Here is a 13,693-nt window from a genome sequence, read left to right on the forward strand (position 1 = left end):
GCCAGGGAACTGCACTTTACCCCGGAGGAAATGATCGAAGCTATCTGCAAGGTGGCCGATAAAGCCAGAGTGTATCTGCCGACCAGAAACCGGCCGGCCTGGTTTGCTACCGTGTTCAGAGAAAAGTTGCTGGAAGCACGGGCGAAAATTCTGGCCCTTAAGAAAAAATATCCGTTTAACCGGTTTTGAGCGGTATTACCACCGGCTGCCTCTTTTTGGGTAGCCGGTTTTTCTTTTTTGGGTATTCGATGGAAATGCCGGCGGAATTTAAAAATTATTTTTGTGATTACCGGTTTAAAATGAGAACTTCCTTTGTTCCACCAGTTGGTTGCCCCAATTTAATTTGAAGATTTTTCCCGAATCAATTTGAAAATCTACAACAAACCGGTAGGCCGCATCTAACAGGTTGCGGGAGGCGGAGTTTTCCGCGAAACAGTCAACATTGATGAAGGCGCAAGCCGGAGGTGCCTGTTTCGCGCAGTTCTCCCGTCCGGGTGGAACTCCCGGGGCCGAGGTCTCCCTGTCGCTACAGCCTGCTCCCAGGGGCGGGCAAATCCAATCCAGAAAGGGGCGAAAACCTGGTCATGGGGAGGCCGCTTAACAAGGAATGGTACAATGTATCAGGAATTGTTAAGTTTTTTTAACCAGGCGTGGCGGGCTCGATTAAATTGTATCGTAAAACATATTGCCACATAATGCAACTCTTTCCGACAAAGTGTAACAGTTACGAAGTGCGCCGCTTTTTCTGCCGGGCGGTTCTGAAAGAAAAAACCGCCCGGTTTTTTCTTTCAGAGGGATTTTTCGTGAGCCACCACTGTTTCATAGTCGGCCACGTGCTGGAAGTACTGCAAAATCTCGATGAGAGCGTTCACTGCGTGGTGACATCTCCTCCCGCCCGAGGAGGGCGGCGCGGCTGGCGGGTGGTCAGTTTCCGGTTGGAATTGCGAAGACTTCGCAGCAATATAATTTTTCACAAAACCTTATAGGAGTGATGCTAAATGTTTCAGAAAAAAGTGCGAGAATTGCAACAAGCTCTTGCTCATGCTAAAAGCGAAGATTCTGCAAAAATATTTAATCTGGCGGTTGAGTGTTTGGAGGTCGCACAGCGTGAGCGGAGGTTGGATGAATTATTGGAAACATTTCCAAAACTTTACGAAGTAGTTATAACTTTTGACCGTTTCTTCCAGTCGGACGATAATCTTTGATTTAATAACGGTTTTTTATGTTTTTTCATAAGTCGTTTAAACTCATCTTGTGTCAGGCCATGCAGTTGCCTGAATGCAAGTTCTAAAGAATATGCCGAAGCAGGTGAGAATTCCAACGATGTAATTACAGCGAAAAATGTGGATATATCTTTAAGGTCCAGTACATGCATTTCTTTAATTTCAAGTTGGAAATCTTTGGCTCGGGCAGCAGAAGCTATAGCTTGGTTAATGTCTTCTAAGTAATATTCAGTAATTGCTATGGGTTGGTATTTTTGTTTCGTAAGGATCAGGTTTACAAAATGAATTTGTCCAGGAGGTATTTCCATTCCTATTTCCTCTTTTATCTCTCGTGCGGCGGCCCTTGTGAGGACGTTACCTTCCTTTCCCGGTAAATCAACATTCAGGACGGTACCGGTGGAAGCTACGGTATAGATGTTTCCGGAAATAGAGAGTTTGGAGGATCTCTTCACAATGAGGGCTCGTCCTTGCTTATCCAAAATGTTAGTACTGACGGCAAGGACATTAGCTAGCCTGTTGTTGGTCAAAATGTCCGTAAAGTTTTCAATAGCTCTTCTTCCGAGGATTTTTGTTTTGTACTCGGACATGATGCTGAGATACTTTATTGTATAAGGTATTAGCGACAAGGAATTCCAAAAGTTATATCTTACATTCCCCGGGAAAAAAGTAATATTGGTGGAAAGTAAGTCAAAAAAGCCAACTTCAGACAAGTCGAGTATTAGAATACCGTTTTCTATTTCATACCCGTCAAGCCTAATGCACCTACCATTGTAAGAACGTGACCCGGTTAATCTGTCGTAATATTTAACCAGAAATTCTACTTCCCATTCTGGCAGGATATTTCTGAACCGGGATTCACGATGGAAACGAGCTGTGACTTTTGTTTCTTTTCCCGATTGAATTAGTTTGACTATTGCGGCGTCAGTTGCAATCAGGTGGAAATAAGGCTTTTTGCTCTTTATTTTGTTAATTTTACCGGTAACTGCCGAACCGACAACTACGATCAGTGCACCGAGGAATACCGTTAATACATTTCCGACAACGCTGGTCAGTGTCCCCCAAATAAATTCGTTTGCCGTCATTTTTTCTCCGTCCTTTGGGAAAAAGATGGTTGAGTTAGAACTGTACTTACTTCTACATCAATCATGCAATTCCTTCATTTCCGGGGGAGGGGGAAATAGTGGTGGCGGGTATATCTCCCGGTTTTTGCGGCCCGCGATCTCGCGGGTTTTTTGTTGTGAAGTCCCGGCCTCCCGCCCGGGGAGGGCGGCGCGGCTGGCGGGCGGTCCGGCCGGGATAAAAATATCTTCCCTGCGGTCGCACGGTTCGGCCGCAGAAGGTATATCGTCCGGGCCGGGAAAACTCCCGGCCCGCAACTTTTTTACAGGAGGTGGTTTTGGTGCGATGTCTTGTTGTTGGCACCGACCGTTTAGGTGCGACGCCGGCGGTGCTGAAGCGAAAATTCGGGGTCCGGGAGGTCGTCCACTGGGACGGCCGACGGTTCCTCCGGAAGAGGTCTGCTTGCGGAGATCCGTTTTTGTCAACGCTCCGTGAAGCTCAGGAACTTCTGTTCCGGGAATTCGTTTGCGATCAGGTCATAATGCCTGTCGCGGTGGACGAGAGTACAGGAATGGTAGAACGCCCAGGAAGCGATGACAAGGTCGACCAATGGAATCACCAGGCCTTGACGCCGCAAGCGGAACCCGAGGGAGGCGGCGCGTTCCCAAACTTCGTGTTCCCCTTCGAGTAGTGGGAGTGCGTTCAGCATTTCGTTTAGTTCGGCAAACTGTTTTTCGTTTCTGGTACCCAGCAGGATTTCCGTCTTGACGGGAGGGGCGAGGACCACGGTTTCCCGGAGCAGCGCTTCCTTTAACCAGTTGACGATTTCCTGCTGCCCTCCGGGACGCAGGGCTTCGATCCAGACCGAGGTATCGACCAGAAACCGTTCATTCATCCCGCCGGATCTCCTCAAGAGCGGAATCGTTCAGCGCCAGATCCACCCTGCCCAGGCTCGCCGCAAGTTTTTCCAGGCGTTTGCGGCGGACGAATTCCGTAAGGGCCGCTTCGATGGTTTCGGTAATCCCTTTCAACCCCGCCAGTTCCATGGCTTCGCGCAAAAGTTTCCGGTTGACATATAAGGTTGTTTTCATAATCAATCACCCTACAATTAATTATAACAGACAATTTGGATTCATAAAGACAGAATATTATCTTCGCTTTTTCTGTTGGGAGGTGCTTGTATTGCAAATAATCGTCAACGGTACCATTGAACAGGAACTCGTGGACCGGCTGATAGCCGAAGAGAAAGAAACCTTTGCCCGGCAGAGAAAGAGCATTGCCAAAATTGTTTTAACCGACTGCGGGGACGAAATAGAAGTCAAGACTTACGAGGAATCCCCCATCCGCAGGATCCGGCGCATTACCGGGTATCTCGCCGAGACGAGCCACCTGGTGCTGGATTCCTTCAACCCCCAGGGGGTATGGTGGACGTGGCCTTTCGGGAGGAGGTGGTCATTGAGGGAAGTACTGCCGTGGCCGTTCACCTTCGAGACCGGCTCGCGCGTGGAAACGTGGTTCCTCCGCCCGGCCCTGTGGCTCGGGACGGTGCTTTTAATAGCGCGGTGCCTCGGAGTAGTGCCGCGTTAAATGTATAAGAGGTAATAATCTTGGAAGATGGTAAAAGTAAAAATAACACTATTGTGCTTATATAAAACTTACGCTGGCCCGCCCGCGACGGTCAGTTGGGCATAAAGCCCCGGCCCGGATGGGCGGCGGGCTGGCTTTTTTCAGAAGCCTCCCCTCTTCCCATTTTTTGCCCAGTTCAGTGCCGGGCTTTTTCTTTTTCCGGGGGCGAAGCGTGATGGACTTTTTCATCAGAGAAGAGGTTGACATGGCCGAGAAGTACGGCCTGTCGATCGTCCGGGTGAGTTACGATGCGGTGAATAAACGGGTAGCGGAAATGCTGGCGCACCTAGAAGCTGGTTTTCATGGAGGTGTTCGGCTTGGGTAAAGTTCGAAGAGTTAGAATTGCCGACATCAAAATTATCGACCGCGTCCGGAAAGACATGTTGATACCATGAAACGCCACAATAGGGCGCACATTGTCTTCCACCGCCGCAGGCACATAAGACGGCGCTTGAAGCTGGCGTGGCAGATTTTCGGGATGTCCCTGCTCCCTGCATGACTTCGCGGAGTGGGTCGAAAAGTACGCCGGGTAGCCGAGTAAATGGAACCTGGTGAGTTCGTGCCCGCTTGCTGGGACCCGAAGTACCGGGAAGGTCGTGCCAAAGAAAAGCGGCGGAGACGGAGGGAAGTGAAGGCGGGGGTGTTTTAATCCCGTTTAAGCCGGGCACTTGGAATTCATCCTGTTAGGACGCAAGATCGATAATGAACTATATTTGGGATGCAAGGTGCTGGTCTATGACCAGGGTAAATTGATATAGAAATAACTGGTATAGAAATGAACAGAGAGCAGAATTTAAACGTATTTTTGTTTATAAAACGACAAATGCAGGGGGGATATGGGGTTTGGAACTTTTTAAAGTATCTTCCAGAACCGATGCCAGAGAACTCGGGAAGGCCTTATATACTGTATTGAAAAAAAGCGGTGGGCAGGTATTGCTCCAGGCCATTGGTGCCGGGGCGGTACACCAGGCTATTAAGGGGATTGCTATAGCCCGGGGTCTAGCCGCTCCGGAGGGTGCCGAGATAAAGACGGTACCGGGATTTACACAGGTAATGATGGACGGAACCGTAAAGACGATGTTGCAGTTTCGTGTTTTCTGGCGGTGACCATGACTAACCGGATGTCCTTTTCGGGGTATCCGGCCATAAAGCCGCTCTTTACTATACCATTCAGGATACCTGTAACTGTCATCTGTTTGTGAAAAATACTGCATTGGTGGATATCTGCTTTTTGGCATGGACTCGACATAAAGTTGCATTATTTGCTTGACACAGGAAAATTATGCTGATTCAATAGAATTAGTTCTAAAATAAGTAAATAAACAGCAAATAAATTTACTCCCGGTGGGCAAACCCGTGCGAAAGCCGGGGACGCAAAGCCGCAGGTCTAAGGTTCCCTGCAAAACACCTGGGTGGGGAGCTATGACGGCTGGGTTGCAGGGGAGAAAAGTAGCTACAGGGCAGATGCTTTTCTCCCTGTAGCTTTTTACTTTGGACCCTGGAGGATGAACCTGAATTTATCATTAACAAATTGACGTATTACAAAGGACTTATGGAATGGGGGCTTTGTTATGGTTGGACAGACTAAACATTACGTACATACGTTCGGGGGGGGGGGGGGTAATCTCTGTCTTATATGCCATGTAATGGTGATATTAACAGATAACGCTATTATCCTCTCACTGCGTTCCCCTCCTTTATTTATCTCCAGTTAGTTCCTTCCTGTTCTGCCGCTGCATTCTCCTGCCCATGTTCCCATTTTGAGGTGATATCGTGGATTCATTAACGCATCTTGTCCGGGCTCTTTTCCGGATGCTGGAGGCCCGGCTGGAAGTGGTTTCGCGCCATTCCGAGCGGGTAGCTTCCCTGGCTGTGATGCTGGCAAGAGAGCTTGGGATGAACGAAAATGATCAGAAAATGATATATGTGGCCGGTTTACTCCATGACCTGGGCAAGATGGCAGTTCCCGGCAGAATTCTCTTCAAGCCGGACAAGCTCACCGGGGAGGAATGGGAAGAAATAAAAAAACACCCGGTCTACAGTTTTCAGATTCTCTCTTACATACCTCAATTGAAGGATATCAGCCTCCTGATGCTTTACCACCATGAGCGTTACGACGGCCGGGGTTATCCGTACGGTCTGAAAGGGGAAGACATCCCCCTGGGGGCGCGTATCCTAACGGTTGCCGACAGCTACGACGCCATGACCTCGCACCGGGTGTACAGGCCGGCCATGTCTACCCGTGAGGCACTGGAGGAAATCTACCGCTGTGCGGGCACGCAGTTTGACCCGCGGGTGGTGGAAGCGTTTTTCAACCTTGACGTTTCCAGCAGCAAGTTGGAGGTGCCGTTCCGGAAGCGGGACCGGGAGGTGCTGACGACTACCTGATGAGCGGCAGGAGAAAAAGTACCGTTCGTTTTCTGTCAAAACATTATTTCCTGCTCGGCACCTGCTGCGCGGTATTTTATGCGCTGCCGGTAATTTATGAACTCCTGCTGTGCAGGCAGGGGGTTTTCAGCAACGCCGTATGGTACGCCTACGTCATTCCGGCCATCCTGCTGGGTTACGCTTTCGGTTTCAGGGGAGGCATATTCAACGCCCTGTTTGGTACGGTTCTGGCACTAACAGTGGAATAGATTGGTACAGCGGCCGCTGCCAGTTCTGGTTCTTCACCCCGATCCGCAGGGAGAATGTCCGTTTTGTGGGCTGAGAGGCAGAAGGATGGTGAAAAATGCGACGGTGTCTTGAATGCGCTCAGAAAGAACCGGACCGTGCTTGTGTGGATTGCCAGTATTTTATTCAGCCAAGCCCCCTTCGCCGGGTGCCTTCGTCCCCTGTCAGGGTATTGCTGGAAGATGGGTATGGGAAACAGTATCCAGCCCGCATTCTGGTATTAAGTACCACGGAGTTTGGTCTGGAAACAGAAGCCCCCGTTCCAGGACGGTATGTAATCAGGTTGCAGGAAAACTTGTGGGTAGAGGTGGCCGGGGTATCTTTTAAAGGGAAAAACAACGTCCATTTATTTGATATCCTGTGTGTCCACCGGAAGCAGGAGACTGCCCGCCGTCTCAGCAGGGAGGAGTACCAGTTATTAGCCGGCAGCACCGGCGAATTAATATATGAGGTTACCAGGCACCTGCCGGAGCACCTTCAGGATCTGGTCAGGGAAAAACTGCTGGCTGAGGTGGAAAAATCTGAACTAATAAATGCCCTCAAGGTCGGAGTGGTGATGAAATATGAAAGTGGTCGCTTCCGTTTCCTTTCGGGTCAGGCTGACCTGGGCCTGCCCATGGAAGAAACGGAAAAGCTGATGCGCCAGGCTATCCGCCAGGCTGAACACCGGCGCGAGGTGATCATTAGCGCTGACGGGAAAAAGGTATTTGACCTTCATTGCGTGCCGTTCGACTACAGGAGCGGTGGGCTGCTGGCTTTAGACATCACCGGGGTGATTGAAAAGGAAAGAAAGATGCACCGGCAGGAGATGCAGGTTTACCGGGAGGCCATAGCAGCGGTAACGGGGGGACGTCTGTACCTGGTAAGTAGTGGAGAAATAGAAAAAGTGGTCTCAGAAGGGATGGAACTGGCCAGGGGTGAGGTCCGGCAGTCCCGCGATATTCCGGAAGCCCGCCGGGCAATGCGGGAAGCCTTGCCTGTTCTCGACAGCCGCAGGCAGCACGCGATTGCCTTGTGCTTGACAGAGGCGCTGGCCAATGCTCTCAAACATGCAGGGGGCGGTTGCTGGCAAGCCAGGCAGTCAGGGGATACCGTCAGGATTATCGTTCAGGACCGGGGTCCGGGAATTAAAACCAGTGAACTGACCCGGGCAACTTTGATGCAACATTATTCAACCAAGAATTCCCTGGGATGTGGATTTACTCTGATGCTCTACTATGCGGACCGCCTCTACCTCAATACAGGATCGTCAGGTACCGTTTTGATCCTGGACTTTGGCATTATGCCTGCGGAAGGGTTGACCGGATTAAACCAGTGAAAGGGGTGATTTTTGTTGCTGAAGGTGGATGTTTATGTTGACCGGGGAGTTTGCCGGCTGGTGCTGAATGGTGAACTGGACATGGAAACGGTGGTACAAATGCAAGAAGCTGTTGGGAAAGTGAAGGAACATACATTGGAAATAGATCTGTCGGGGGTTTCCTTCGTTGATTCAACTGGTTTGAAAAGTCTGCTGGACATTAGCAACGAATGGCGGCAAAAAGGAGGCCGGATGCTGGTTTTGAGGCCGCAGCCCGACGTAGCAGAAGTGATGCGGCTGGTTGGGCTTGACGGGCTCCTGGCACAGGACACCGCTCTGGCCGGAGAAGAAAGGTAGGAGCAGGATGGTAGAAGTAATTACGGGGAACGAAAGGATACTGAGGGCTTACTGTTTGGAAGTTAGTGGGAGTTGCTTGCCTGCCGAACAGGTCGGGGGAGATTTTTTTGAGTTTATCCCCTGCGATGCAAGAACCATGTTTGCCGTTATCGGAGATGTAATGGGTAAAGGATTCCATGCTGCCCGGCTGATGGAAACAATCCGGCAGATGCTCCGGGACTGTATTACCAACAATCCCCATCCTCTGGAGGCGGTGCGCCTGTTAAACAAGGTAGCAGGGTATGAACTGCGGAAATGCGGGGCTTTTGCCACCCTGTGCCTGCTGTGTTACGATGGGATAACCGGACGACTTACCTGTGTCAATGCAGGACATCACCCTCCCCTCCTTCTATCCGACGGAAAGGTTAAAGTGGCCCGGTGCCGGGGAGTCGCCCTGGGCCTGCTGGAAGATTACCTCGGGTCAGGGGTGGAGGAATTTTTTCTTGCCGCCGGAGATGCGGTGGTGCTGTATACCGATGGACTTGTGGAGGCCTGTGGCCCGGGCGAGCAAAGGTACGGGCTGGAACGGTTAAAGAAGATAGTTTGTCTTCAAAATGGTGCTAATGCAGACAGGATGAAAAGAAACATTTTATCTGACCTGCAGGCATTTACCAGCGGTTTTCCCCAAAAGGATGATGTGACACTGGCTGTTATGAAGGTGGCGGGGAGGGCAGGTGAAAAAAGTGGAGATTAGAGTTCGGCAGACAGAAAAAATGGCCATTCTGGAGGTGTCGGGTGAACTGGATTATAGCAACGTGGAGCAGTTGCAACAGGAAATTCAGCGGCGGCCGGAGGAAGTGGTAGAGATAAATCTGCGGGAACTCAAGTTCATTGACTCTTCAGGTGCAGGTATGCTCCTGAACCAGGCCAGGCATCTTTACCGGCAGGGCCGCTCCCTGAGAATTGTGTGCATTCCCGATCATATTCGGGAAGACCTGGAATTGATAGGGTTTTTCAGGGTGCTGGAAATCCTGAAGGCAGATCCCGATGCTTAACAGGAGGTGGGCTCCCAAATGAAAAAGGAGATCATCTGGAGCTCCCCCGCAGCAACAGCGAGTGCACTGGATAACACTTTTCCGGACGTAGAAACAGCGGGTCCGTATGCTTTTGTAAAACAGGGGCGCATTATTGTCCGGCACCAGCCGGAGGGACCTTACCCGGTGGTGGTACCCTGCCCGGGAGTAAGGTTGACTGTTAACGGGCGGGAGTGCACTCAACCCACCCCCGTTTCTATGGAGGATGCTATACGGGTGGAAACGGTGGAAGAGCGTAGAGAAGGAAACTGGTCTATATCCATATCTCCCGATGGCCTGCAAGCTGTGTTGCGAATGCAACCTGTGATCATAATTCACCGGGAATTGCCAGATCTTCTGCCTTCCAGAATACTGCAGTTCAAGGTAGTGGAGTGGGAAGAACGCCTTCCCCCACTTACATGGGATGAACTGTTGCAGGAGTTAACCCGGCTGGGGATTAACTATGGCGTAGACTGGGAAGCCTGTTTTCGCGGTGTTACATCCTGTACCGAAGAGGAGGTGGTTATTGCCCGGGGTATTCCTGTAGAACCGGGGAAAGACGGCCGGGTGGAATTGCTTTTTTCTTCAAATCCCAAGGTGCCGGTACTGGCGGGAAAAGACGAAGCGGTGGACTTCCGGGAACGGTATGTTTTTACTTCAGTGGAGGCGGGAGACGTCCTGGCTATCAAACACCCGCCCGAGCCGGGCCGTCCCGGCACCAGCGTCAAGGGCGAGGTAATTGTGCCGCCGTCGCCCCGGGACTTTATCCTTTCTGCAGGTGAAGGAGTGGTGCTTACCGGGGATGGTAATCGGGCCGTAGCGGCCCGGCCTGGACGTCCAGTGGCCTCCCGCTGGCGCAACCTGGTAAAAGTAAGCGTGTTACCCGAGCTGGTGCATGAAGGTGACGTAGACCTTGCTTCGGGTAACATTACCTTTAAAGGAGATATCCTGATTGCCGGTAATGTGGCAGAAGGGATGGTGGTTGAAGCGGGCGGGAATGTCAGGGTGGGCGGGTTGGTTTCCGGTGCGAGGGTTCATGCCACGGGGTCCGTCCTGGTTGGAAGGAACATTCTCTCATCAATGGTGATTGCAGGAGGGCTTCCTTCTTTTTCGCAGGTAATATTGCCACAAATTCATGCCCTGGCGGCCGGATTGCAGGAGATGATCATGGCTATCCGGCAGTTGATGGATCAACCGGCATTCAAGCAGGGCGATCTTAAACATGGTATTGGTCCCCTGTTAGTGTTGTTGCTGGAGAGGAAGTTCCGCCATCTTCCCGCTGCCGCCAGTACCTTCAAGAAGCAGGTTGAAACTATGCCCCCGGGAATGGCCGATGAAGGCCTGGAAGAGTTTATCCGGGAAGTAGAACGGGTGCTGGTTCGTTCCCCTCTGGCTGTACGTGACCTCCAGGAGCTCGAAACACTGGCCCGGCGAGCCGGTGAATGGGAACAGGCCTTTGCCTTCCAGCAGTCTGCAGAAAGTGATGTAGTAGCATCGAGCATCCACAATTCTACCGTTATAGCTACCGGCAATGTCCGGGTGGTGGGAAGTGGCTGTTATAATTCCCGGATCCATGCCGGTAAAAAGGTGACTGTATCCGGGGTCTTTCGCGGTGGCGAGATACAGGCTGGCGGGGATGTGCATGTGGGAGAGCTGGGGTCCAGAAGTGGGGTCACCACCAGGGTGGTAACCGGTCCGAAAGCAGTGGTCACCGTGGGGCATGCCTTTGAGAACGTTACTATAGTGATAGGAGACCAGGTTTATAGATTTAAAAGAGAAGAGAAAGGTATCCGCCTCTGGCTGGATAAAGAAGGGAACCTCAGCAAAGTATAATGGACCCAGAAAACATAAAAAGTGTTCAATGGTGCTGTAGAGGGTGGCACCCAACAGACGCCAGTCCCTCAATTTCCTGGCCGCTTCCCTTGAGGCCAGAATTTCCGCGTGGGCGGTGCTGTCCACCAGGGTTTCCCGCAGGTTGTGGCCCGGACCGGTGATTTCGCCGTTTAAGACCACCACGGCGCCGATGGGCACTTCCCCCAGATCACAGGCCTTTTGGGCTTCCGCCAGGGCCTCCCGCATGTATTGCCTGTGATTCGTCAAAGAAACCCCTCCTGCACATGCCGTATATATGATTCTAACATAATATCCTTTGCAATCCCTCTCGATCATACCCACACATTTTTTTGTCTACCGTCCCCTTTGCTGTTACTTTTTCCATGGTTTGTTCGTCTTACTGGTTAGGGAAGGGCGATGGGTAACATCCGTGAAATGCCCTGATCCCATCCGGAATGCGTGCCGCAGGCACCAGCAGTACAGGCTGTAAAGGGAACATCCGCAAGCGCCCTTTTCCGGGCCGGAACAGGCGGGGGGAGTGTTTCAACATTGAATAAAAAAGATGAAAATGAACGGGGCGCCCGGGCTTCCTTTGCGGAGCTTTACGACCGGTATTTTGACGCCGTAAACCGCTATTTGCGTTACCGCATGGACAATCCCTGGGACGCCGACGACCTTACCGCGGCGGTCTTTTTGAAGGCTATGGAAAACTTTCCTAAATACCGGGGCGAGGCACCCTTTGCGGTGTGGCTCTTTCGCATCGCCCAAAACGCCTATGTGGACTACCTGCGGGGGCGCCGGGAAAGGGTGTTTACGGAAGAGGAAATGTCTCATCCGGAGGCGGTGCCGTCCGCTCCCGAAGAGGAGCTTTTGCGTTCCGAAGAGGTGCGGCAGCTCAAAGACATGCTGCGGCGGTTGCCGCCGGAACAAAGGGACGTGGTTTCCTTAAGATACGCCGGGGAGCTAAAGTTCAGCCAGATTGCCCAGGTGCTGGGGAAAAGCACCGCGGCGGTGCGGATGATTCACCACCGGGCGTTAAAGGCGCTGCGGGCCAATTATGCAAAAGACAGGAAGGAGGTAGAGGGGATTGGGTAAAGACTGCCCTAATAACGGCAGGGAGCCGGATAAGGTTGCCTCCCTGGACCTCCGGCACCATAAAAGAACGGGCCGCAAGGAAACGGACCTGATCCCGGATGAAGGCTCCCTGGGCGAACTTTTAATCCACATGCGCAGGGTGCGCCGGGCCGTGCCGGTGAACACGCGGCTGCGGGAAGAGTTGCGGGCGCGGCTGCTTCAGATGCAGGCGGTGGAAGGGGCCGGCGGGATACACCGGCCTGGAGCCGCCTCCACCCCGGAGGGAGCACCGCAGCCGGGGGCCACCTCCGCCGGGGAAGGGATGCCGTCATCTCCGGCCCAATCCGCCGGAAAAGGGCGGTTGAAGAAATACTTCTGGCTATTCCCCGCAATACTGCTCCTGGCAGCCGGGTACTGGCTGTGGTGGTCCGCCCTGGCGCCCAAAACCCTGGAGGCAGGAACCACAAGTGAAATCAGCCGCTTCTGGCTGGAGGACAGACCTCTGGAATTTGCCTGCGCACCCCGGGGGCGGGGCTTCCTGGCCGTCAGGGGCGGTGCCCTGCTGCTGCTGGACCAGTACGGCAACCAGACCGGCATAGTAAAGCCCCCCGGGGGCCAGTCCTATGCCTGGCCCGCCCTCACCCCCTCCGGCGATCAGCTGGCACTGGTGCGGCGTTATGAAACCGGGGAGGCGGAGATTATCAGGGCGGCCATGCCAGCGGTTCCCCTGGCACCGGAGGCCGCCCCGCAGGTGGAAAGGGCCCTGGCCGGTGCCGCCGTACTTTTAAAGGTGGATAAGGGGGAAAACCCGGCCGGCCTGGCCTGGTCCCCCGACGGCAAAACACTGGCCTATTCCCTGGAGGAACCCGGCGGAAAAGAAGAGATCTTCCTCTTGACCGGGGGCAAGGAGCCGGTATCCCTGGGGACCGGCAGGAACCCGGCCTGGTCGCCCGACGGCTCCCGGCTGGCGGTGGAGCGGGCCGGCCCTACCGGTGAACCGGAACTGTGGTTGGTTACTCCCGGCGGCGGGGGTGACGCCCAACGGCTGACCCGGGGGCGGCAGCCTGCCTGGAGTCCCCGGGGGTACCTCGCCTTTATCCGGGCGAAAACTACCGAACGGGTGTTGACCTACAGCCGGGACGGCTCGCCCCTGTTCACGGTGCGCCAGCGCCAGGAGGAAATCAGGACCATCAACCCGGAGCTCCTGGGGAAAAGGCCCCCCAAACAGAAAGAAAACCAGACCCTGTCCACCGACCGGCTGCTCCTGGCCCCGGATACCACACCGGGGGGAACCGAATTGAACTGGCTGCGGCAGCTGGAAATGGAAGGGGTGCGGGAACCCAGGACGCTCCTCCTGGACCAGTTGAACAATTACCAAAGCATGCACTTCAGTCCCGACGGCAAAACCCTGCTGGTGGCCCGCCGGGACGGAGGAACAGTGGCGCTGGTGCAGGTGGAACTGCGGGAAAAAACAACCGGGCGGGGTGAAAAGCAGTGAG

At 53.2% G+C, this 13,693-nt stretch carries 16 protein-coding genes, 1 pseudogene and 1 riboswitch; of the genes and pseudogenes, 13 read left to right on the forward strand and 4 right to left on the reverse strand.

Annotated features, from left to right (window positions below; all coding sequences use genetic code 11):
- Nucleotides 1-189, forward strand: a 189-nt coding sequence (locus tag BUB44_RS12190) for a hypothetical protein (RefSeq protein ID WP_073166763.1), incomplete at its 5' end; no start/stop codon positions are given.
- Nucleotides 190-1,150: 961 nt separating this feature from the next.
- Here the strand turns inward: BUB44_RS12190 and BUB44_RS12200 are convergent.
- From BUB44_RS12200 to BUB44_RS12215, 3 genes are all read right to left on the reverse strand, one after another.
- A complete protein-coding gene (locus BUB44_RS12200; protein WP_073166769.1) occupies nucleotides 1,151-2,305 on the reverse strand; it encodes an NUDIX hydrolase in 1,155 nt (384 codons plus the stop codon).
- 458 nt (nucleotides 2,306-2,763) lie between these two features.
- On the reverse strand, nucleotides 2,764-3,177 hold the full coding sequence (gene vapC, locus BUB44_RS12210) for a type II toxin-antitoxin system VapC family toxin (RefSeq protein WP_073166773.1): 414 nt from the start codon (nucleotides 3,175-3,177) through the stop codon (nucleotides 2,764-2,766).
- Nucleotides 3,170-3,373: a type II toxin-antitoxin system VapB family antitoxin gene (locus tag BUB44_RS12215; protein ID WP_027357608.1), complete on the reverse strand. Its 204-nt coding sequence runs from the start codon at nucleotides 3,371-3,373 to the stop codon at nucleotides 3,170-3,172. The genes vapC and BUB44_RS12215 overlap by 8 nt, the downstream gene beginning before the upstream one ends.
- 91 nt (nucleotides 3,374-3,464) lie before the next feature.
- On the opposite strand from BUB44_RS12215, the gene BUB44_RS12220 reads away from it, so the two are divergent.
- The 10 genes from BUB44_RS12220 to BUB44_RS12260 all read left to right on the forward strand — a co-directional run bounded on the left by BUB44_RS12220 (nucleotide 3,465) and on the right by BUB44_RS12260 (nucleotide 11,120).
- The gene (locus BUB44_RS12220; protein ID WP_073166775.1) at nucleotides 3,465-3,869 is read left to right on the forward strand and encodes a metal-dependent hydrolase; all 405 of its coding nucleotides are present in this window, start codon (nucleotides 3,465-3,467) and stop codon (nucleotides 3,867-3,869) included.
- A 214-nt stretch (nucleotides 3,870-4,083) separates the two neighbouring features.
- Nucleotides 4,084-4,233 carry a hypothetical protein gene (locus tag BUB44_RS15465; protein WP_165611047.1) on the forward strand — a complete coding sequence of 50 codons (150 nt, stop codon included), beginning with the start codon at nucleotides 4,084-4,086 and terminating at the stop codon, nucleotides 4,231-4,233.
- Nucleotides 4,234-4,751: 518 nt separating this feature from the next.
- Nucleotides 4,752-5,015: a stage V sporulation protein S gene (locus BUB44_RS12225; RefSeq protein ID WP_073166778.1), complete on the forward strand. Its 264-nt coding sequence runs from the start codon at nucleotides 4,752-4,754 to the stop codon at nucleotides 5,013-5,015.
- Between the two features lie 230 nt (nucleotides 5,016-5,245).
- Nucleotides 5,246-5,350, forward strand: a riboswitch (cyclic di-GMP riboswitch).
- A 331-nt stretch (nucleotides 5,351-5,681) separates the two neighbouring features.
- Nucleotides 5,682-6,296: an HD-GYP domain-containing protein gene (locus BUB44_RS12230; protein ID WP_073166781.1), complete on the forward strand. Its 615-nt coding sequence runs from the start codon at nucleotides 5,682-5,684 to the stop codon at nucleotides 6,294-6,296.
- Entirely contained in the window at nucleotides 6,296-6,544 is a 249-nt protein-coding gene (locus BUB44_RS12235) for a hypothetical protein (RefSeq protein WP_073166783.1), read from the forward strand. The genes BUB44_RS12230 and BUB44_RS12235 overlap by 1 nt, the downstream gene beginning before the upstream one ends.
- A 95-nt stretch (nucleotides 6,545-6,639) precedes the next feature.
- Entirely contained in the window at nucleotides 6,640-7,899 is a 1,260-nt protein-coding gene (locus BUB44_RS12240) for an ATP-binding protein (RefSeq protein WP_073166786.1), read from the forward strand.
- 24 nt (nucleotides 7,900-7,923) lie between these two features.
- On the forward strand, nucleotides 7,924-8,235 hold the full coding sequence (locus tag BUB44_RS12245) for an STAS domain-containing protein (protein WP_242655980.1): 312 nt from the start codon (nucleotides 7,924-7,926) through the stop codon (nucleotides 8,233-8,235).
- A gap of 7 nt (nucleotides 8,236-8,242) precedes the next feature.
- Nucleotides 8,243-8,968, forward strand: a complete 726-nt coding sequence (locus BUB44_RS12250; protein ID WP_027357612.1) for a PP2C family protein-serine/threonine phosphatase — start codon at nucleotides 8,243-8,245, stop codon at nucleotides 8,966-8,968.
- Nucleotides 8,958-9,269: an STAS domain-containing protein gene (locus BUB44_RS12255; protein ID WP_034635639.1), complete on the forward strand. Its 312-nt coding sequence runs from the start codon at nucleotides 8,958-8,960 to the stop codon at nucleotides 9,267-9,269. The genes BUB44_RS12250 and BUB44_RS12255 overlap by 11 nt, the downstream gene beginning before the upstream one ends.
- Nucleotides 9,270-9,287: 18 nt before the next feature.
- Nucleotides 9,288-11,120, forward strand: coding sequence for a DUF342 domain-containing protein (locus BUB44_RS12260; protein WP_073166788.1), 1,833 nt, complete (start codon nucleotides 9,288-9,290; stop codon nucleotides 11,118-11,120).
- A gap of 84 nt (nucleotides 11,121-11,204) precedes the next feature.
- Here BUB44_RS12260 and BUB44_RS16060 read toward each other — a convergent pair.
- Nucleotides 11,205-11,456, reverse strand: a pseudogene (locus tag BUB44_RS16060) (deaminase); the annotation flags it as partial.
- Nucleotides 11,457-11,669: 213 nt separating this feature from the next.
- On the opposite strand from BUB44_RS16060, the gene BUB44_RS12270 reads away from it, so the two are divergent.
- Both BUB44_RS12270 and BUB44_RS12275 read left to right on the forward strand, forming a co-directional pair.
- The gene (locus BUB44_RS12270; RefSeq protein WP_073166790.1) at nucleotides 11,670-12,215 is read left to right on the forward strand and encodes an RNA polymerase sigma factor; all 546 of its coding nucleotides are present in this window, start codon (nucleotides 11,670-11,672) and stop codon (nucleotides 12,213-12,215) included.
- Nucleotides 12,208-13,692: a PD40 domain-containing protein gene (locus BUB44_RS12275; protein WP_073166792.1), complete on the forward strand. Its 1,485-nt coding sequence runs from the start codon at nucleotides 12,208-12,210 to the stop codon at nucleotides 13,690-13,692. The genes BUB44_RS12270 and BUB44_RS12275 overlap by 8 nt, the downstream gene beginning before the upstream one ends.
- The last annotated feature ends 1 nt before the right edge of the window (nucleotide 13,693 follow it).

Source organism: Desulfofundulus australicus DSM 11792 (assembly GCF_900129285.1).
Taxonomy (GTDB): domain Bacteria; phylum Bacillota; class Desulfotomaculia; order Desulfotomaculales; family Desulfovirgulaceae; genus Desulfofundulus; species Desulfofundulus australicus.